The sequence below is a fragment of the Variovorax sp. ZS18.2.2 genome, from assembly GCF_024701975.1.
Classification (GTDB): Bacteria; Pseudomonadota; Gammaproteobacteria; order Burkholderiales; family Burkholderiaceae_C; genus Variovorax.
The window spans coordinates 763,569-783,874 of sequence record NZ_JANLNM010000001.1; the positions used below are offsets into that span (position 1 = coordinate 763,569).

17 protein-coding genes are annotated in these 20,306 nt (G+C 66.8%); 12 read left to right on the forward strand and 5 right to left on the reverse strand.

Going from position 1 to position 20,306, the window contains the following annotated elements; all coding sequences use genetic code 11:
• The first annotated feature begins 3 nt into the window (after positions 1–3).
• The 7 genes from NU688_RS03745 to NU688_RS03775 all read left to right on the forward strand — a co-directional run bounded on the left by NU688_RS03745 (position 4) and on the right by NU688_RS03775 (position 10,675).
• Positions 4–648, forward strand: coding sequence for a ubiquinone biosynthesis protein (locus NU688_RS03745; protein ID WP_257859196.1), 645 nt, complete (start codon positions 4–6; stop codon positions 646–648).
• Between the two features lie 52 nt (positions 649–700).
• Positions 701–2,869, forward strand: a complete 2,169-nt coding sequence (locus tag NU688_RS03750; protein WP_257859197.1) for a hypothetical protein — start codon at positions 701–703, stop codon at positions 2,867–2,869.
• 14 nt (positions 2,870–2,883) lie between these two features.
• A complete protein-coding gene (locus tag NU688_RS03755) occupies positions 2,884–3,429 on the forward strand; it encodes a zf-TFIIB domain-containing protein (RefSeq protein WP_257859198.1) in 546 nt (181 codons plus the stop codon).
• A 12-nt stretch (positions 3,430–3,441) separates the two neighbouring features.
• Entirely contained in the window at positions 3,442–8,697 is a 5,256-nt protein-coding gene (locus tag NU688_RS03760) for a DNA repair ATPase (RefSeq protein ID WP_257859199.1), read from the forward strand.
• Complete coding sequence (locus tag NU688_RS03765) at positions 8,697–9,395, forward strand: phospholipase D-like domain-containing protein (RefSeq protein ID WP_257859200.1); 699 nt, start codon at positions 8,697–8,699, stop codon at positions 9,393–9,395. Before NU688_RS03760 ends, NU688_RS03765 begins: the two co-directional genes overlap by 1 nt.
• A complete protein-coding gene (locus tag NU688_RS03770) occupies positions 9,395–10,168 on the forward strand; it encodes a hypothetical protein (RefSeq protein ID WP_257859201.1) in 774 nt (257 codons plus the stop codon). Before NU688_RS03765 ends, NU688_RS03770 begins: the two co-directional genes overlap by 1 nt.
• Positions 10,169–10,294: 126 nt before the next feature.
• On the forward strand, positions 10,295–10,675 hold the full coding sequence (locus tag NU688_RS03775) for a VOC family protein (RefSeq protein WP_176658198.1): 381 nt from the start codon (positions 10,295–10,297) through the stop codon (positions 10,673–10,675).
• 29 nt (positions 10,676–10,704) lie between these two features.
• Here NU688_RS03775 and NU688_RS03780 read toward each other — a convergent pair whose 3' ends face one another.
• From NU688_RS03780 to NU688_RS03790, 3 genes are all read right to left on the reverse strand, one after another.
• Positions 10,705–10,851: a hypothetical protein gene (locus NU688_RS03780; RefSeq protein ID WP_177224783.1), complete on the reverse strand. Its 147-nt coding sequence runs from the start codon at positions 10,849–10,851 to the stop codon at positions 10,705–10,707.
• Between the two features lie 123 nt (positions 10,852–10,974).
• Positions 10,975–11,748 carry an alpha/beta fold hydrolase gene (locus NU688_RS03785; protein WP_257859202.1) on the reverse strand — a complete coding sequence of 258 codons (774 nt, stop codon included), beginning with the start codon at positions 11,746–11,748 and terminating at the stop codon, positions 10,975–10,977.
• A gap of 185 nt (positions 11,749–11,933) precedes the next feature.
• Positions 11,934–12,500 (reverse strand): LuxR C-terminal-related transcriptional regulator, encoded by a 567-nt coding sequence (locus NU688_RS03790; RefSeq protein WP_257859203.1) that lies wholly within the window; start codon positions 12,498–12,500, stop codon positions 11,934–11,936.
• A 109-nt stretch (positions 12,501–12,609) separates the two neighbouring features.
• On the opposite strand from NU688_RS03790, the gene NU688_RS03795 reads away from it, so the two are divergent.
• Complete coding sequence (locus NU688_RS03795) at positions 12,610–13,416, forward strand: CoA transferase subunit A (RefSeq protein ID WP_257859204.1); 807 nt, start codon at positions 12,610–12,612, stop codon at positions 13,414–13,416.
• Between the two features lies 1 nt (position 13,417).
• Complete coding sequence (locus tag NU688_RS03800) at positions 13,418–14,056, forward strand: 3-oxoacid CoA-transferase subunit B (RefSeq protein ID WP_042579296.1); 639 nt, start codon at positions 13,418–13,420, stop codon at positions 14,054–14,056.
• Between the two features lie 75 nt (positions 14,057–14,131).
• On the opposite strand, the gene NU688_RS03805 is transcribed toward NU688_RS03800, so the two are convergent.
• The gene (locus NU688_RS03805) at positions 14,132–15,298 is read right to left on the reverse strand and encodes a pyridoxal phosphate-dependent aminotransferase (protein WP_257859205.1); all 1,167 of its coding nucleotides are present in this window, start codon (positions 15,296–15,298) and stop codon (positions 14,132–14,134) included.
• Positions 15,299–15,315: 17 nt separating this feature from the next.
• A complete protein-coding gene (locus tag NU688_RS03810) occupies positions 15,316–16,275 on the reverse strand; it encodes a LysR family transcriptional regulator (RefSeq protein ID WP_257859206.1) in 960 nt (319 codons plus the stop codon).
• A 162-nt stretch (positions 16,276–16,437) separates the two neighbouring features.
• On the opposite strand from NU688_RS03810, the gene NU688_RS03815 reads away from it, so the two are divergent.
• Genes NU688_RS03815 through NU688_RS03825 form a run of 3 tightly spaced genes read left to right on the forward strand, consistent with a single transcriptional unit; the run spans position 16,438 to position 20,272 of the window.
• Positions 16,438–17,961: a CoA-acylating methylmalonate-semialdehyde dehydrogenase gene (locus NU688_RS03815; RefSeq protein ID WP_257859207.1), complete on the forward strand. Its 1,524-nt coding sequence runs from the start codon at positions 16,438–16,440 to the stop codon at positions 17,959–17,961.
• A gap of 12 nt (positions 17,962–17,973) precedes the next feature.
• Positions 17,974–19,128, forward strand: a complete 1,155-nt coding sequence (locus tag NU688_RS03820) for an acyl-CoA dehydrogenase family protein (protein WP_257859208.1) — start codon at positions 17,974–17,976, stop codon at positions 19,126–19,128.
• 28 nt (positions 19,129–19,156) lie between these two features.
• Positions 19,157–20,272 (forward strand): enoyl-CoA hydratase/isomerase family protein, encoded by a 1,116-nt coding sequence (locus tag NU688_RS03825; RefSeq protein WP_257859209.1) that lies wholly within the window; start codon positions 19,157–19,159, stop codon positions 20,270–20,272.
• Positions 20,273–20,306 lie beyond the last annotated feature (34 nt).

Here is a 20,306-nt window from a genome sequence, read left to right on the forward strand (position 1 = left end):
TCAATGGGCAATTTCATGGATGCGGTGGTGGCGTACCCCACCGCGATCTACACGGTGCTGCTGGGCGTCGTGGTGATCTATTGGGTGCTCGCGGTGCTCGGCATGGTCGACATCGAACACAGCGGCTTCGACGTCGACCTGCACACGCATGCCGACGGCGACACCAGCGACGTGGGCCAGCTCGCGAGCTACGTCGTCGCCTTCGGCCTGAACGGCGTGCCGTTCTCGGTGGCGGTGAGCCTGCTGGTGCTGGCGGCATGGACCGTTTCCTGCCTCGGTGGCGAGTGGCTCATGCCGCTGGTGCCAACGATGCTGCTCCAGCTCGTGGCCGGCACGGTGCTGCTGGTGGCCAGCGCGGCCATCGCCATTCCCGTCACGGCCGTCGCCATCCGGCCGCTGCGCGGCCTGTTCGTGAGCCACACGGCCGTGAGCAACGCCGCGCTGGTCGGCCAGGCCTGCCGTGTCATCACCGGCGTGGTCAACGAGAAAGACGGCCGCGCCGAAGTCACGCGCCGCGGCGCCAGCCTGAACATCCGCGTCTGGGCGCCCGTGCCCAACACCTTCAAGCGCGGCTCGCACGCGCTGATCCTCGAATACGACGAGGTGGCCGGGCGCTACCTCATCGCGGCGCACGAAGACATCGTCTGATCGCGCGCACCCCTTACTGTTCGTCCGCTCTCAAAGCAAATCTGGAGAAAAAATGGAGCCCATCATCTTTGCCGTGGTCATTCTGGCCGTGGTCATCCTCGGCCTGTTCGCGATGTTCGCCAAGTTCTATCGAAAGATCGAACAGGGCCACGCACTCATCGTGAACACGCTGCGCGCCGAGCCCGAGGTGACCTTCACCGGGCGGATGGTCTACCCGATCATCCACAAGGCCGAGCTGATGGACATCTCGGTCAAGACCATCGAGATCGACCGCTCCGGCAACGAAGGCCTCATCTGCCGCGACAACATCCGCGCGGACATCAAGGTGAAGTTCTTCGTGCGCGTCAACAAGACCGCCGACGACGTGCTGAAGGTGGCGCAGGGCATCGGCTGCGCGCGGGCCTCCAACCACGAGACGCTGGAAGAGTTGTTCTCCGCCAAGTTCTCCGAAGCGCTCAAGACCGTGGGCAAGTCGATGGACTTCGTCGATCTCTATCAGGCGCGCGACGGTTTCCGCGACCAGATCATCAGCCAGATCGGCAACGACCTCTCGGGCTACGTGCTCGAAGACGCGGCCATCGACTACCTTGAGCAGACGCCACTGTCGGAGCTCGATGCCAACAACATCCTCGATGCGCAGGGCATCAAGAAGATCACCGAGCTCACGGCGGTCGAGCATGTGCGCACCAACGAGCTGCGCCGCAACGAGGAAATGCAGATCAAGAAGAAAAACGTCGAGACGCAGGAAGCCCTGCTCGAACTCGAGCGCCAGCAGGCCGATGCCACCTCGCGCCAGCACCGCGAAATCGCCAGCGTGCGTGCCCGCGAGGAAGCCGAAACTTCCAAGATCCAGTCCGAAGAGCGCACCAAGTCCGAAACCGCGCGCCTGCTCTCGGAGCAGACCGTGGCCGTTCAGCAGGAGAACGTGCAGCGCGAAAAGGAAGTCGCCGAAAACAACCGCAAGCGCGCGGTGGCCGTCGAGGAAGAAAAGGTCACGCGTGCCCGCGACCTGGAAATCGTTGACCGCGAGAAAGAAGTGACGCTGCAGCGCATCGAGAAGGACAAGGCCGTCGAAGTGCAGAAGAAGGCCATTGCCGACGTGATCCGCGAGCGCATCGTGGTCGAGCGCACCGTGGCCGAGCAGGAAGAAGCGATCAAGGAACTGCGCGTGGTGGCCGAGGCCGAGCGCACCAAGAAGTCGGTCGTCATCATGGCCGAGGGCCAGGCCGACGAGAAGATGGTGATCGACGTGAAGGCCGCCGAGACGCAGGAAAAGCGCGCACGCCACAAGGCGGCCGAAGAACTGACGCTGGCCGATGCCAAGCTCAAGGTGGCCGAGCGCGACGCCGAATCGAAGAAGCGCGAAGCCGAGGGCATGGAAGCCATCTCCGCAGCGCCGGGGCTGGCGGCTGCCAAGGTCGAGATCGCCACCGCGCAGGCGCGCCTGGCCACCTTCGAGGCCGAAGCCTCGGGCAAGGAAAAACTGGGCCTGGCCGACGTGCACGTGCGCCAGGCCGATGCCGACGCCATCCTCAAGGCCGGCCAGGCCGACGCGCAGGTCATCGAGGCGCGCTCGCAGGCCGAAGCCGCCGGCATGCGCGCCAAGTTCGATGCCGAAGCCTCGGGCAAGGAAAAGCTCGGCCTCGCCGACGTGAACGTGCGCACGGCCGATGCCGAAGCCACGCTCAAGTCCGGCCAGGCCGATGCACAGGTGATCGAAGCGCGCTTCAACGCCGAGGCCAAGGGCCTGCACGAGAAGTTCGAGGCCATGAAGTCCATGAGCCCCGAGACCCGCGACCACGAAGAGTTCCGCATGCGCCTGGAGAAGTCGCACATCGAGACGATGAAGGGCATCGACGCGCAGACCTCCATCGCCAAGGAGCAGGCCGATGTGCTGGGCACCGCGCTCGCCAACGCCAAGATCGACATCGTGGGCGGCTCGGGCGACTACTTCGACAGCTTCGTGCGCTCGCTCTCCGTGGGCAAGGGCATCGACGGCGTCATCTCCAAGAGCCAGGCGGTGCAAGTCGCCTTCAAGGAGCAGCTCTCGGGCGAACGCGACGTGGTGAAGGACCTGCGCGACATCGTCGGCGCCCTGGGCAATTCGTCGGGCGAGATCCAGAACCTCAGCGTCGCCTCGCTGATGAGCAAGATCGCCGCCGACGGCACCGAGAGCCAGAAGTCGGCGCTGCAGAACCTGATTTCCACCTTCCGCCACTGAACCGGGGGCGCACGATGAACCCGAACCTGAAGTGCAGTTGCGCCGGACGCGCGGCCATGCAACCCGTGGCGCTGGCCGAAGCGCTGCTGGGCGTGCAATGCGCCGAGTGCCAAGGCATGGTGATGGGCATGGACGACTGGCGCGCCTGGAAGGCGGCAGACCCGAACCGTGTGCCGCATGAGGTCGACGACGAAGTCATCGAGGTGTTCGACCTCGCCGCCGTGCGCCACTGCCCCGAGTGCGACCGGCTGATGCAGCGCCTGCGCGTGAGCGCCGGGCCCGACTTCCGCATCGACCGCTGCGTGGCCTGCCAGAACCTGTGGTTCGATGCGGGCGAATGGCGCGCCATCGTGAGCCGCGGGCTCGCGGGCCGGCTCGACGAACTGCTCTCCGACGGCTACCAGCGCCGGCTGCAGACCGAGGAGGTGCGCGAAGCCCGCCTGGCCTCGCTGCGCCGCCGCTACGGCAATGAATGCATCGACGAGCTGGACCGCATCCGCGCCTGGCTCGACACCCAGCCTCACCGCGACGAATTGCTCGCACTGCTGCGCGCGGACTGACCGCGCCGATCCATGCAACCCACCGACGAAACGGGAGCGCCGCCCGGCGCCCAGGCGCCGACCGACCAGACCGAAGCCCTGGTCTCCGGCAGCGGCAGCTACGACCTGCTGAAGAAGCGGCTCGAAACCCAGGGCGAAGGCCTGCTCAAGAAGACGCAGGCGCTCAACGAGCAGCGGCTGGCCGAGTTCGGCCGCTCCGACCAGACGCTGATCCTGCGCACCCGCGCGCGCACCGAGAACAACGCCGTGGCGCGCGACATCGTGCGCATCGGCGACCTGCTGCTGTTCGGCTACAACGTCTTCATCGGTCTGCGCAAGGAAACGGCCGTGGGCGACGTGTTCGGCCTCTACCGGCTCGCAACGCCGGGTGAAGCGGCCACCGAGAACGACGAACTGCAACCCGTGCCGCTGGCCGGCACCTTCCTGGAAGACACGCGCTTCACCTCCGACTTCCGCGAGCTCTACGCCTACTACAAGCAGGCCACGCTGCTGCAGCTTCGCGTGACGCAAGACAAGCTGCTCGCCTCGTTTCAGATCGGCCAGCAGCTGCACGACGTGCGCGTGTTCCGCTGGGCCATCGAGCGCGACGGCAGCATCCACTACATCGACAACCGCGGCGAGCGCGACATCGCCTTGCCCGCGAGCCACGATTTCGAGTGGACCATCGCCACGCGCGAAGACCATGTGGGCGGCAAGCATCCGCATGTGAACGTGCTGGACACGGTGTTCGTCGAAACGCTGGGCGGCGACCTCACGATCAAGATCGAGAACAACACCGAGACGGGCCTGGGCATCTACAGCGAACCGGTGGAGGACAAGAGCCAGTCGCTCACCGATGCCGAGATCGCCTGGGCCAAGCTCGGCATGCTGATCCTGCTGCGCGTGAAGCCCTACCGCGAGCAGGTCACGCGCTACCTGGTGTTCAACATCCGCACGCAGCAGGTCGAGCGCATCGACGCCATCGGCGGCTCCTGCGTGCAGCTGCCTGAAGACCACGGGATCATCTTTCCGGGCGGCTACTACCTGCAGTCGGGCGAATACAAGCGCTTCGACCTGCCGGCCGAGGTGGTCGAGCACCTGCGTTTCAAGCGCATGCTGCGCTCGCCCAATGGCGAAGACGTGGCTTACGTCTTCTACGACCCGAAGCCCGGGCGCTATGCGCTCTTCAACTACAACCTGATCGAAAAGAAGCTCGCCACGCCGATCATTGCGAATGGCTACGCGCGCTTTGCGGACGGCCGCATCCTGGTGTTCCACGACAACGACGGCGAGCCGACGCGCGTGCACCCGATGCAGCTGTGGCAGACGCCGTTCGCCAGCGAAGAACATGTGAGCGCGCAGCCGCCCGCCACCGGCTTCTTCGGCAAGATCGGCAACGCCGAGCTGGTGCGCGGCGTGAGCGACCTCATGGGCATCGCCCGCGCGGTGCGCGAGCAGGCGCCCACGCGCGCCGCCTACGAAGACCTGATCCGCCAGTGCACCCGCGTGAGCGACGCCTACTTCTGGCTCGACGCGCCCGAAGCCACCGGCCTCATGGCCGAGCTGCGCAGCATTGCCGACGTGGCGCGCAGCACGCTGGCCGAGTTCGAGAAGGTCGACACGATCCGGCGTGAAACCGCACGTGCATTGGCCCGGGCGGAAGACGCGCAGCATGCGCTGCTGGTCGACATCGCCAGCACCATCTGGCGCGCGCCCGACGATTTCGTGAAGGCGCTCGGGCGCCTGCGCGAACGGCGCGGCGCGCTGCAGATGCTCAAGGAGCTGCGCTACGCCGATCTGCCGCGCATCGCCGCGATGGACGCCGCGCTCGAGGTCGAACAGCAGCGCATCGGCGAACGCGCGATGCAGTTCCTGGCGGCCGACACCGCCTTCAACGGCCAGCGTCAGGCGCTCGACAAGCTCGCGCTCGACCTGCCCAACCTGGCGACATCGCCTGCGCTCGGGCAGATGCTTGCCACGCTCGACGAACAGGCCGCGGGCCTCGATCTGCTGACCGAGCAATTGGGGAGCCTGCCGGGTGGAGATGCGGTGATCCGCACCTCCATCCTCGACCGCATTTCGCTGATCTACGCCGACATCAACCGCATGCGCGCCGATGCGCGTGTGCGGCGCAAGTCACTGGGCGCGACCGAGGCGCGTGCCGAGTTCGGCGCGCAATTCAAGCTTTTCAGCCAGGCAGTCGAAAACGCGCTGGAGTTCGCCGACACGCCCGAAAAGTGCGACGACGCGCTCACGCGCCTGCTGGCCCAGCTCGAAGAAATCGAGGGCCGCTTCGCCGAGCAGGAAGACTTCCTCGCCGACATCGCCGAGAAGCGCGAGACCGTGTACGAAGCGCTGTCCGCACGCCGTCAGAGCCTGGTGGAAGCCCGCCAGCGCCGCGCGCAAGGCGTGGTCGATGCTGCGGGCCGCATCCTCGACGGCATTCCGCGCCGCATCGCGCAGCTGGCCGACCTGACGCAGGTTCACAGCTACTTCGCGGCCGACCCGATGATCGGCAAGCTCCGCACGCTGATCGCCGACCTGCGTACGCTGGGCGCCGCGGTGCCGGCCGACGAGCTCGACACGCGCCTGAAGACAGCGCGCGACCAGGCCCTGCGCTCCATCCGCGACAAGCGCGAACTGGTGAGCGAGGGCGGTGACACGCTGCGCCTGGGCCGTCACGCCTTCACCGTGCACCGCCAGCCGGTCGACCTGACGCTGGTGGCCCGCGACGAAGGCATGGCCTACCAGGTGACGGGCACCGACTACCAGAGCCCCGTGGACGAGCCCCGGCTGCTGCCGCTGCAGCGCTACTGGAACCAGTCGCTGGTGTCGGAGACGGCCGAGCTGTCGCGCGCGGAGTACCTCGCAGGCCGCCTGCTGGAGGCGCTGCTAGACGGCAAGGCCGAGCGCAGCTGGGCCGAGGTGCTCACGCTGTTGGCCGAAGACCCGCTGCATCCGCAACTGCTCGACATGGTCCGCCGATTCGCCGCCGCACGGTATCAAGAGGGCTACCAAAAGGGCATCCACGACGACGATGCACTGCGCCTCCTGGGTGCGCTCGTCGCGATGCAGGACCAGGCCGGCTTGCTGGCCTGGGGCCCGACCGAGCGCGCGCTGGCCTTGCTCTACTGGCAGCACGGCCACCTGATCGCCCATCGCGAATCGCTGCTGCGCCGCGCGCGCGCCGCGATGCAGATGCAGACCCTGTTCGGCCGGCGCGATGCGCTGGAGCAGCTCGAAGCCGATACGGCGCGTGCGCTGAAGCACTTCGCGCACGACGTGGTGCCCGACATGCTGCCGCTGGCCGAGACCGCGAGCGAAGAGGAGCGCGATGCGCACCAAGGCCGCGTGTCCACGCTGTGCGAACAGGCCGCCGCGTACCTCGTGCGCGAGCTGGCCGGCGAGCGCGGCGGCGAAGCCTGGGCCGTCGCGGGCGCGGGCGAAGACTTGGCGGCTGCGTTGCTGCGCGAGCTGGAACGCGGCGGCCGACGCGATGCCTGGCAGCACGACCTCGATGCCGCACCGCCCGCGGAACGCTGGCGTCTTGCGCGCGACTGGGTGCGCGCCTATGCGGTGCATCAGGCGCCACAGTCGATTGACTGGGTGGACGACGCGGCCAGCGTCCTGGCCATTCCGTTGTCGCGCACCCGCGTCAACGCGGCGCTCGACCGCACGGTCGAAGGCCTGCGCAGCGAGCATTCGCGCGTGCCAGAAGGCCGCATCACGCTGAACCTCAACGACTTTTGGCGCCGCTTCCTGTTCCACACCATGCACGCGGTGCCGGGCTACGAGGCGCTGCACAGCCTGCGCCACGAACTGCTCGAACGCGAGAAGGCGCGGCTCAAGCTCGGCCAGTTCCAGGCCAAGCCGCTCTCGACCTTCGTTCGCAACCAGCTGATCGACGAGCTCTACCTGCCCATCATCGGCGACAACCTCGCCAAGCAGATCGGTTCGGCGGGGGAGGGCAGCCGCACCGACCGCATGGGTTTGCTGCTGCTGATCTCGCCGCCCGGCTACGGCAAGACGACGCTGATGGAGTACGTGGCGGACCGGCTCGGCCTCATCTTCGTGCGCATCAACTGCCCGGCGCTCGGCCACGGCGTGACCGCCATCGACCCGGCCAACGCGCCCAACAGCGCGGCGCGGCAGGAACTGGAGAAGCTCAACCTCGGCCTTGCGATGGGCAGCAACGTGATGCTGTACCTGGACGACATCCAGCACACCAGCCCCGAGTTCCTGCAGAAGTTCATTGCACTGGCCGACGGCACGCGCCGCATCGAGGGTGTGTGGAACGGCGAGCCGCGCAGCTACGACATGCGTGGCAAGCGCTTCGCCATCGTGATGGCGGGCAATCCGTACACCGAGTCGGGCGACGTGTTCAAGATCCCGGACATGCTGGCCAACCGCGCCGACATCTACAACCTGGGCGACGTGCTCTCGGGCCGCGAGGCGGCGTTCGCGCTCTCGTACATCGAGAACAGCCTGACCTCCAACCCCACGCTGATGCCGCTGGCCTCGCGCGACCCGAAGGACGTGCAGTTGCTGGTGAAGATGGCGCAGGGCCACGACGTGCCGAGCAGCGCGCTCTCGCATGCTTACAGCGCGGTGGAGCTGGAGGAAATCAAGGCGTTGCTGCAGCGGTTGTTCCGTGCGCGCGATCTGCTGCTCAAGGTCAATCTCGCGTACATCGAATCGGCCGCGCAGCAGGAGAGCTACCGCGTCGCGCCGCCGTTCAAGCTGCAGGGCAGCTATCGCAACATGACCAAGCTCGCGGGCAAGATCACGCCGCTGATGCGCGACGACGAACTCGATGCGCTGCTGCGCGATCACTACCGCGGCGAGGCCCAGACGCTGACCACCGGCGCGGAAGAAAACCTGCTGCGCCTCGCGCAACTGCTGGGCAGCCCGACGCCGGAAGAAAGCGCGCGCTGGAAGGCCATCTGCGAGGAGTTCGTGCGCCAGCGCAAGCTCGGCGGCGCCGATGTGGACGGCAGCCAGCGCATCGCGAGCAGCATGCTCGACGTGGCGCGCGCGGTCGATGCGCTCAAGCCTGTGCCCCAGCCGGTGGCCGAAGGGCCGAGCGAAGGCCAGCGCCTCGCAGACGCCATGCTCCAGATCGCGGTGACCTATCGCGAACTGATCCTGCCGCTGGTGACCGCCACCGAGCGCCGGCTGGAACTCGACCGGTCGATCAAGCAGGACATGGAGCGGCTCGCGGCCGAAGTGCAGGCGACCCGCGCGACACCGAAGCGCATGCCCCCGCCCAAACCCGACAAGGAGCACTGATGTCCGCATTGCCCGAACTGCTCGCCCAGCTCGACGCCACCATGGCCGATGCGCGCCTGAGCGACGACGAGCGCCGCGTGCTGGTCCATACCCTGCGCGAAGCCTCGCCGCCCGAGGACGGGCTGCGCCAACTGCGCAACCGCGCCTTCGACCTGGTGCGCGCGCGCACCGCCGACCCCGAGCAGCTGTCGCTGCTCAAGTGGCTCGAAGGTGTGGTGCGTGCGATCGACACCGGCCGCTCGCCCGATTCCGTCACCGTGAGTTCGCAAGCCTTCTTCAGCCCGGGCACGGCCTGCCTGCAGGCGATCAACCAGCAACTGAAGGCCGCGAAGCGCTCGATCGACCTGTGCGTCTTCACGCTGTCGGACGACCGCATCACCGCCGAAGTGCTGGCCGCGCAGCGGCGCGGCGTGGCGGTGCGGTTCATCACCGACAACGACAAGGAGTTCGACCGCGGCAGCGACGTCGGGCAACTTCGCGCGGCCGGCATCCCGGTCGCGGTGGACCGTACCGAGGCCCACATGCACCACAAGTTCGCCATCTTCGACGGCGCGCGGCTCGTCAACGGCAGCTACAACTGGACGCGCAGCGCCTGCGAATACAACGAGGAGAACGTGATCCTCAGCAACGACCCTTCGCTCGTTCGCCGCTTCGCGGACGAATTCGACACCTTGTGGAAAGAACTGCAGGCCGACTGATGGCGAGACGAATCGACTACGACTGGGAGCTGCCTCCCGAAATGCAGCAGCGCCTGGGCGGCACCACCTACGGCGCGCAGCGCATCATTCACGAGCAGGGCCACCTGATGGTGATCCTGCACGAGCCGCCCGCCGGCTCCGGCGCCGAGCGCAAGCCCGCGGTGTTCCTGCGCAAGCCCGATGGGGCGTGGCTGCACAAGGGCAACAACCCCGGCGAACGGGCGCTCGCCAAGCTGCTGGAGAGCTATCGCGCGGCGTTCAGTACCTTCGAGATACGGCACCAGTCGGCGGAGACCTCGGAAGACCTGTTCCAGATCCTCGGCCCGCTGATTCCGCTGACCCGCGCCGCGCGGAACATGCAGGACACCCTGCAGGCGGCCCGCGAGGCCGTCAAGGACGACCTGATGCTCGTCGACCTGCGTGACCTCGCTGTCGAAATATCGCGCGGCTTCGAGCTGCTGCTGGCGGACACGCGCATGTCGCTCGACTACCGGCTCGCGCATGCCGCGGAGGCGCAGGCGCGTTCGGCCATAGAGATGAGCCGCGCGCAGCACAAGCTCAACACCATTGCCGCGCTGACCTTTCCGCTCATGGCCATCGGCGCGGCCCTCGGCATGAACCTGCACAGCGGCGCGGAGAACCTGCCGGCCTGGGTGTACTGGGTGATCTTCGCGGCCGGCATCTGCCTGGGCGTGATGCTGCGCGGCTGGGTCAAGGCGCCCGTGGCGTCGCCGGTCGTTGCAAGGCCTGCGTCCACGCTGAAGAAGAAGTAGGGCGAACAGGGCGAGCAGGGCGATCTGGCCTTCGTGATTCGCGAGGTCTCGCTGCCGAATCGGCACTTCTCTTCATCGCGATCTGCTTCTAGAGTCGCCTGCGTCCGCACAAGGAGAAAGACTCCCATGATCGACCACCTGGATCACCTGGTGCTCACGACCGCGAACGAAGAGGCCTGCGTGCGCTTCTACGTCGACGCGCTGGGCATGACGCTGGAGACCTTCGGCGCCGGCCGCAAGGCTTTCCGCTTCGGCAACCAGAAGATCAACCTGCACGTGAAGGGGCACGAGTTCGAGCCGAAGGCCGACGTGCCTACGCCCGGTTCGCTGGACCTGTGCTTCATCGCCAGCGTGCCGCTCGAGGCGGTCATCGAGCGCCTGGGCGAGAAGGGCGTGCCGATCATCGAAGGCCCGGTCATGCGCACAGGTGCGACGTCGCGCATCCGCTCTGTCTATGTGCGCGACCCCGACCTCAATCTCATCGAGATTTCAGAGCTCGCGCCCTGAAATCCGCACCCGATGGAACCGTGCCGCGGCTACGCCTTGACGCCGAGCACCGACAGGATGATCGCCGCCAGCGTCAGGGTCACCGGCAGGCGGTGCGTGGCGATGGCGTGGACCTGGGCGACCGACAGCCTGGTTTGCTGAAGGAGGTTCTTTTCGGAATGAAGAGCTGTGGACATATCAAATACTCCTGAGTGGCTGCGAACGGCTTGTTCGCATGGGTTCAAAGATAGACCTCTGAATGGGGTGCGGCATGGGGCTTTTGTCGACGCGGCGTTTCCGTTTTCGCAACGATCGGGCGTTCAGGTCGTGGAACTTCCCGCCGCCTCCAGGATCAGGTTGGCGATCCGGTCCGGGTGCGAAATCAGTGAAAGATGGCTGGATTCGATCTCGATCGTCCTGGCCTTCATGCGCTGGGCGAGGAAGCGTTCCAGCTCGGGCGAGGTGGTGCGGTCCTGGGTCGATACGGCGTACCAAGACGGCTTGGTGCGCCATGCGGCCTGTGTGGTGCGCGAAGCAAAAAGCGTGTCGGAGATGCGGCCCTGCACGGCATACAGCACGCGTGCCTTGGCCGGATCGAGGTCGCCCGCAAAGTCGCGCAGAAAGGCCTCCTCGCCCAACTGCGCAAAGCCGTTCGCCTTGACCAAGCCGGCTGTGGCGGGCGGCGTGGGGAACTTCGCGGCGAGCGCGCCGTAGTCCTCGCCGGCATCGGGCGCACGTGCGGCCACGTAGACCAGCGCCGACACCTTGGGGTCGACACCGGCTTCGCTGATCACCGTGCCGGCCCACGAATGGCCGACCAGCACGGTCGGGCCGTCCTGCAAGGCCAGAATGCGGCGCGTGGCTTCGACGTCGTCGGCCAGCGAGGTCAGCGGGTTCTGCACCGCGGTGGCCTTCAGGCCCGCCTGCTGCAGCCGCCCGATCACGTCGGACCAGCACGAGCCGTCGGCGTAGGCGCCGTGCACCAGCACCACGTTGCGCACGTCCGGGGCCAGCGTCTGTGCAAGGCCTCGCATGGAGAGGGTGGAGGCGGCGACGCCTGCGACGATGGCGGCGGAGAAGGAGCGGCGGTTCATGGGTCTGGGTCCTTGTGCGGAGAGGGGTGAAGGGGAGTCGATGTCCCGTATGTCCCGTACTCTCGGCGCCGCGCGTTCCGCGCGAATTGCGTCAGGCCGGGCTTCGATGCAGATGAAGCGGGCGCGGATTACAGACGAAACATGAAGGCCGGCCCCCAGGTCCGGCTTGCGGCCCGGAACCGGACCTAGCCCGCGATGAGCTTCTGGACCAGCTCCGCGGTGGTCGCCGCCGCGTACTTGCGCATCAGCCGCGCCCGGTGCAGCTCGACCGTGCGGTGGCTGATGCCCAGCGCCTTGCCGATCTCCTTGGAGGTCAGCCCCTGCATCACCTGCGCCGCCACCTCGCGCTCGCGCGGCGTGAGCTCGGCCTTCACCGCGCGGCGCGAGCCCAGGTCCTCGAAGGTCCAGATGCCGGCCTCGTGCGGCGCCGCGCGATTCATCGCATGGCCGGTGACATGGCACCAGAAGGTCTCGCCGGCGATTGCGCCGTGCAGGCCGCCCAATCGCTTCATCATGCGGTTGTCGGCGTAGTTGCCGTTGGCGTTGAGAAAGGGCTCCATGCGCTTGCCGATGCGCTCGAACTCCGCCACGCTCGGGTACAGGATGCTGAACGAATGCCCGACCAGCGCGGAGGGCGTTGCGCCGAAGATCTCGCACACCCGCTGGTTGCAGGCCACGATGGTGCGGTTGCTCGAAACCACCATGCCGACGGGGGCATGTTCAAAAGCCAACCGGTAATCGATCTCGGGCATCGGGGGTCACCATTACGAAATACTACGTATGCGGGTACGTAGTATCGTTGACGGCTTCCCACCCAATCACCCACCCACCCACTCTTCACCATTCCATCAAGGAGCCCGAGTGAACAAGATTTATCCCTCCGCAGACGCGGCACTCAAGGGGGTCGTGGCCGACGGGCAGATGCTCGCGGTCGGCGGCTTCGGCCTGTGCGGCATTCCCGAAGCGCTGATCGAGGCGCTGAAGGACTCCGGCGCGCAGAACCTCACCGTCATCTCGAACAACGCGGGCGTCGATGGCTTCGGCCTCGGCAAGCTGCTCGAGACCCGCCAGATCAAGAAGATGATCGCGTCGTACGTGGGCGAGAACAAGGAGTTCGAGCGCCAGTACCTCGCAGGCGAACTGGCCCTCGAATTCACGCCGCAGGGCACGCTGGCCGAAAAGCTGCGCGCGGGCGGCGCCGGCATCCCGGCCTTCTTCACCAAGACCGGCGTGGGCACGCAAGTGGCCGAAGGCAAGGAGCTGCGCGAGTTCGACGGCGAGACCTACGTCATGGAACGCTCGCTGGTGCCCGACGTGGCGCTGGTCAAGGCCGACGTGGCCGACAAGTCGGGCAACCTGCGCTTCCGTCTCACGGCGCGCAACTTCAACCCGGCCGCCGCGATGGCCGGCAAGATCTGCATCGTCGAAGTCGAGAAGATCGTCGAAGTGGGCGAGCTGGCCCCCGACGACATCCACCTGCCGGGCATCTACGTGCACCGCATCGTGCTCAACGCCACGCCCGAGAAGCGCATCGAGAAGCGCACCGTGAGCGCCGCGGCGCCGGTCGATGCGGCCGCCGCCAAGGTCGAGGCCCAGGCCGCGATCGCCCAGGCCGCTGCCGGCAGCGAAGTGCCCGCGCCCATCAAGAACGACACCAAAGGAGCCTGAGATGCCCTGGACTCAAGACCAGATGGCGGCCCGTGCCGCGCAAGAACTCGAAGACGGCTTCTACGTGAACCTCGGCATCGGCATCCCGACGCTGGTGGCCAACCACACCGGCACCAAGGAAGTCTGGCTGCAGAGCGAGAACGGCATGCTCGGCATCGGCGCCTTTCCGACCGAAGACAACGTCGACGCCGACCTCATCAACGCCGGCAAGCAGACCGTGACCACCATCCCCGGCTCGGCCATCTTCGGCAGCCACGACAGCTTCGCGATGATCCGCGGCGGCAAGATCAACCTGTCGATCCTCGGCGCCATGCAGGTGAGCACCGAGGGCGACCTCGCCAACTGGATGATCCCCGGCAAGATGGTCAAGGGCATGGGCGGCGCGATGGACCTCGTGGCCGGCGTGAAGCGCGTGATCGTGCTGATGGAACACGTCGCCAAGAAGAAGGACGGCACCGAGGACTTCAAGATCCTCGAGAAGTGCACGCTGCCGCTGACCGGCGTGGGCGTGGTCGATCGCATCATCACCGACCTCGCGGTGATGGACGTCGTGCCCGAAGGCCTGAAGGTGATCGAGCTGGCGCCCGGCGTGAGCTTCGATGCGCTGCAGGCGAAGACGGGGGCGAAGCTGATCCAGTAAGGCGGCGGAGAGGCATCGGCTGGGAAGGGCGGGACCCGTGAGAGCGGGCCCCGCCTTTTTGCTTTTCAGCGTGCCTCAGGCACCCAGCGCGGCGCGAACCTTGTCGCCGAGCCCGCGCAGCCGCTCGACGGGCTCGTTGGAAAACACGAAGCGCAGGTACTGCGCATCGTGCGTTTCGCCCCAGCCTTTCATTGCCGTCGCGCAGACGCGGGCCTTCAGGAGACGTTCCGACAGCGTCTGCCCGTCGATGCCGAAATCGCTCGCACGCAGCAGCAGCGACCAGCCACCAGCCGGAATGCCAACCGGCAAGCCCTTGAGTTCATTTAGCACCGTGTCGCGCCGCCGCTCCAGCTCGGCCACATAGGGCGCGAGCGTGCGAGCGGACTGTTCCAGCGCCGTGGCCACCGCGTCCTGCGCGATGCCCACGGGCACGACCACATTGGCGAGCGAAACGGCGATGAGATCGGGCATGTAGCTTTCCGGCGCCACGGTCCAGCCTACGCGCCAGCCGATCATGCGCAGTTCCTTGGCCGACGAGCCGACGGTGATCGTGCGCTCGGCCATGCCGGGGAGGCCGGCCGGGTGGATCACCTTGCGGCCGTCGTAGACCAGGCGCTCCATGGCGGTGTCGAGGATGAGCGTCAGGTCATGCCGTACGCACAGCGCGGCGATGGCGCGCCAGTCGTCCTCATCGAAGTAACCACCGCTCGGCATCGACGGCGACATCAGCAGCATCACGCGCACGCGCGGCCCGATGGCGGCCTGCAGTGCCGCGCGGTCGAGCTTCCATTCGCCGCCGGGCGTGAACTGGAAGGGCGCGTACTTCGGCGTGCCGCCGGCGAGGCGGATGCGGTTGAGCAGGCCCGCATAGGTCGGATCGGTCACCAGCACTTCGTCGCCCACCTCGACCGTCGCGAGCAGCGCGTTGAGGATGCCCGAGAGCCCGCCTGCGGAGATCACGCAGTTGCGCGGTCCGTAGTCCACGCCCGAGAGCGCCGATACATGCCGCGCCGCGACCTCGCGCAACCGCGACTGGCCGACGAAGGGCAGGTAGCTGTTGTCCGAATCTTCCGAGGCAGCGCGCACGGTTCGCGCGATCGCTTCGGGGTCGGGCGGAATGTCGACGTCCAGGTTTTCGAGCCGGAGAAAGGGCGAACCGTCGGCATCGTCCGCGATGGCACCCATGCGGTCGACGCCGATGCCTGCGATGTGTTCTAGCCGTGCGGGGCGATGACGTGGCATGCATGTCTCCTTGGGGACTACAGAACCTGCTTGCGCGGACGCGGCGGCCGTTGCGGCGCGCCTCCTGGACCGTCCGATTTTTCCGCATTCTGCGGCAGCAACAACGATTGCTGCGCCTCTGCCGCCTCGCGCAGGAAGTTCCACACGGCCTGCATGCGCCCGAGGTGCTTGGTCTCCGCCGGCATCGACATCCAGAAGGTGCGCGTGAAATTCGCCTGGCCCCGCAGCACCGGCTTCAGCGCACTGTCTTTCTCTGCAATGAAGGCCGGCAGCACCGCAATCCCCTCACCCGCGGCCACCGCGCTGTGCTGCGCCAGCACGCTGGTGCTGCGCAGCGCAAAGGTGTCGGGCCGGTGCAGTTCGTCCAGGTACTGCAGTTCCTTGCTGAACAGCAGGTCGTCCACGTAGCTGATGAAGGTGTGGCCGCGCAAGTCCTCACGCGTCTTGATCGGCTTGTGCGCCGCGAGGTATTGCTTGGACGCATAGAGCCGCAGCGTGTAGTCGGTGAGCTTGGTCACCACCACCGGTCCGCGCGCCGGGCGTTCGAGCGAAATCACGATGTCGGCCTCGCGACGCGACAGGTGCACCAGCCGCGGCATCGCAAGCAGGTCGATGGTGAGCTTGGGGTGCTGCGCCGCGAAGAGCGCGAGCTGCGGCGCCAGCACCACCGTGCCGAAGCCTTCGGTCGCGCCAATGCGCACCAGCCCCGACAAGCCCTCCTGCGAGGCCGGCGCGGTGCTCTCCACGGCCTGGAAGGCGCTCTCCATCGCCTCGACCTGCGGCTGCAGCCGGCGGCCCGCCTCGGTGAGCCGGTGTCCGCCCGATTCACGCGAGAAGAGCGGAGCGCCGACTTCCTTTTCGAGCGCCTGGATGCGCCGCGCGACCGTGGTGTGGTCCACCTCGAGCCGGCGCGCCGCGCTCATCAGCGTGCCGGAGCGGGCCAGCTCGAGAAAGTAGCGCAGGTTGTCCCAGTCCATCTGCTTGCGTGCCTTCCGTTGGTTGCGCTGTGAAGACTCTGCATTTTTGCAAAGCCGTGGCGCATATTTGTCTATTGTCATGGCAAATCTGCAAAGCTAGGATGAGGGCTGCACCGGCCTCGACCGGCATCGCTTTCCCAAGATTCACAGGAGACAACCCTCATGGACGCCACCACCACGCCTTCGACCCAAGTCGCCACCGTCAAGCTATTGATCGGCGGCAAGCTCGTCGAATCCAAGACCACCGAATGGCGCGACATCGTCAACCCGGCCACCCAGCAGGTGCTGGCTCGCGTGCCCTTCGCAACACAGGCCGAACTCGATGCGGCCGTGGCCTCCGCCAAGGAAGCCTTCAAGACCTGGCGCAAGACCCCCATCGGCACGCGCGCCCGCATCTTCCTGAAGCTGCAGCAGCTCATCCGCGAGAACATGGGCGAGCTGGCTGCCATCCTCACGGCCGAACAGGGCAAGACGCTGCCGGACGCCGAGGGCGACGTGTTCCGCGGCCTCGAAGTGGTCGAGCACGCATCGAACATCGGCAACCTGCAACTGGGCGAGCTGGCCAACAACGTGGCCAATGGCGTCGACACCTACACGCTGCTGCAGCCGCTGGGCGTGTGCGCCGGCATCACGCCGTTCAACTTCCCCGCCATGATTCCGCTGTGGATGTTCCCGATGGCTATCGTCACCGGCAACACCTTCGTGCTGAAGCCCTCCGAGCAAGACCCGATGGTCACCATGCGCCTGTGCGAACTGGCGCTCGAAGCCGGCATTCCGCCCGGCGTGCTGAACGTCATTCATGGCGGCGAAGCCATCGTCAACGGCATCTGCGATCACAAGGACATCAAGGCGATCAGCTTCGTCGGCTCGACCAAGGTCGGCACGCATGTCTACAACCGCGCCACGCTGGCCGGCAAGCGCGTGCAATGCATGATGGGCGCGAAGAACCACGCCATCGTGATGCCCGACGCGAACAAGGAGCAGACGCTCAACGCACTCGCCGGTGCGAGCTTCGGCGCAGCCGGCCAACGCTGCATGGCCGTGTCGGTCGCGGTGCTGGTGGGCGATGCGCGCAAGTGGGTACCCGAGCTGATCGCCAAGGCGAAGACGCTGAAGATCGGCGCCGGCACCGAGAAGGGCGTGGACGTCGGTCCGCTGGTTTCCTGCGCTGCCTACGACCGCGTCAACAGCCTCATCGAACGCGGCCTGGCCGATGGCGCAAAGCTCGAGCTCGACGGCCGCAAGCCGACCGTTCCCGGTTACGAGAAGGGCAACTTCGTCGGCCCGACGATCTTCACCGGCGTGAAGCCCGGCATGACGATCTATGACCAGGAAATCTTCGGCCCGGTGCTGTGCGTGGCCGATGCCGAGACCATCGACGAAGCCATCGAACTGATCAACAGCAACCCGAACGGCAACGGCACGGCGATCTTCACGCAGTCGGGCGCCGCGGCGCGCCGCTTCCAGGAAGACATCGACGTGGGCCAGGTCGGCATCAACGTGCCGATTCCTGTGCCGGTGCCCATGTTCTCGTTCACCGGCTCGCGCGCTTCGAAGCTCGGCGACCTGGGCCCGTACGGCAAGCAGGTCATCATGTTCTACACGCAGACAAAGACCGTGACGGCACGCTGGTTCGACGACAGCACCGTCTCGCACGGCGTCAACACGACCATCAGCCTCAAGTAAGAAGTCCGCCGGATGGACTTCGAACTTTCCGAAGAACAGCGCGCCTTCGCACAGAGCGCGCGCGACTTTGCGCAGGCCGAATTCGCGCCGCATGCGGCGCAGTGGGACGCCGAGGCCATCTTCCCGAAGGAGGCCATCGCCAAGGCTGGCGAGCTGGGCTTCTGCGGGCTCTATGCGCCCGAGCGCGTCGGTGGTCTCGGCCTGCCGCGGCTCGATGCGGCGCTGGTGTTCGAGGAGATGGCCGCGGTCGACCCTTCGACCACGGCCTTCATCACGATCCACAACATGGCGACGTGGATGCTGGGCACCTGGGCGACCGATGCGGTGGCCGCGCAGTGGGGTGAAGACCTCACGAGCGGGCGCAAGCTCGCGTCGTACTGCCTTACCGAGCCGGGCGCCGGATCGGATGCGGGCTCGCTCAAGACACGCGCGGAACTGCAAGGCAACGAGTACGTCATCAACGGCGGCAAGGCCTTCATCTCCGGCGCGGGCTCCACCGACGTGCTGGTGCTGATGGCGCGCACCGGCGGTGCGGGTGCCAGTGGCATCTCGGCCTTCGCGGTGCCGGCCGATGCGCCGGGCGTGAGCTACGGCAAGAAGGAGCACAAGATGGGCTGGAACAGCCAGCCCACGCGCACCATCAACTTCGACAACGTGCGCATCCCGGCCGAGAACCTGCTGGGCAAGGAAGGCGAGGGCTTTCGCATCGCGATGAAGGGGCTCGACGGTGGGCGCATCAACATCGCGACCTGCTCGGTGGGCGCGGCGCAGGGCGCGCTCGATGCGGCGCGCCGCTACCTGCACGAGCGCCAGCAGTTCGGCAAGCCGATCGCGAGCTTCCAGGCCCTGCAGTTCAAGCTGGCCGACATGGCGACCGAACTGGTCGCGGCGCGCCAGATGGTGCGGCTTGCCGCATCGAAGCTCGATGCGGGCCATGCCGACGCCAGCACCTATTGCGCGATGGCCAAGCGCTTCGCGACCGATGCTGGCTTCAACGTCTGCAACGACGCGCTGCAACTGCACGGCGGCTACGGCTACCTCAGCGAGTTCCCGCTGGAGCGCCTGGTGCGCGATACCCGCGTGCACCAGATCCTGGAAGGCACCAACGAAATCATGCGAGTGATCGTTGCGCGAAAATTGCTGGAAGGGGACAGCGATATCCGCTGACGCCCCGCATCCAGAACCCCTCAAGACAATGACCGACTCCGTAGTTCTCTTCGACGAAATCAAGACCGCCGGCGGCAAGCGCTTCGCTACTGCCACGCTCAACGCACCGGCCTCGCTCAACGCGCTCTCGGTGGACATGGTGCGCCTGCTCACGCCCAAGCTGCGCGAATGGGCGAAAGACGACGGCATCGTCGGCGTGCTGTTGCAGGCCGCTGGCGAGAAGGCCTTCTGCGCAGGCGGCGACCTGCGCCAGCTCTACCAGACGCTGCTCGAATGCGGCCCCGCGCGCAACACCTACGCCGAAGACTTCTTCCGCGAAGAGTACGAGCTCGACTACCTGATCCACACCTTCCCCAAGCCCTTTCTGTGCTGGGGCCACGGCATCGTGATGGGTGGCGGCGTGGGCCTGATGTCGGGCTGCTCGCACCGCGTGGTGACGACGCAGAGCCGCATCGCCATGCCCGAGATCGCCATCGGCCTGTACCCCGATGTGGGCGGCAGCTGGTTCCTGCGCCGCACGCCGGGCCGCACCGGGTTGTTCCTGGCGCTCACGGCCGCCAACGTCAACGCAGCCGATGCGATCTTCTGCGGACTGGCCGATGTGCTGGTGCCACAGGAGCGCAAGGGCCAGGTGCTCGAGGCCATCGCCACCGCCGCATGGGCGGGCGAGAGCAAGGCCGACCGCGCCACGCTGTCGCGCGTCCTCGCGAAGGCCGGCGAGGGCGCCGAGCTGCCGGCTTCGAAGGTGCGCGAGCACTACGACGCCATCAACGCGCTGATGGCCGGCGACGACCTACTCGACATCGCCAATCGCCTGCGCGATCTGCAGAGCGACGATCCCTGGCTGCAGTCCGCCTCCAAGACTTTCATGAAGGGCGCGCCGAGTTCGGCCGCGCTGAGCTTCGAGCTCTGGCAGCGTGTGCACCGCATGTCACTCGCCGAGGTGTTCCGGCTGGAGTACTGGGCGTCGCTCGGCTTTTGCGCACACAAGGACTTTGCCGAGGGCATCCGCGCGGTGCTGATCGACAAGGACCGCAACCCGCGCTGGAACCCCGCGACGATCGAGGAGATCACGCCCGCCTTCATCGACGACCACCTGCGCCCGCGCGGCGAGATGCCGGCCGAACTCGCATCGCTGGTCTGACACCGCATTCATAAAAGACAACGGAGACAACACA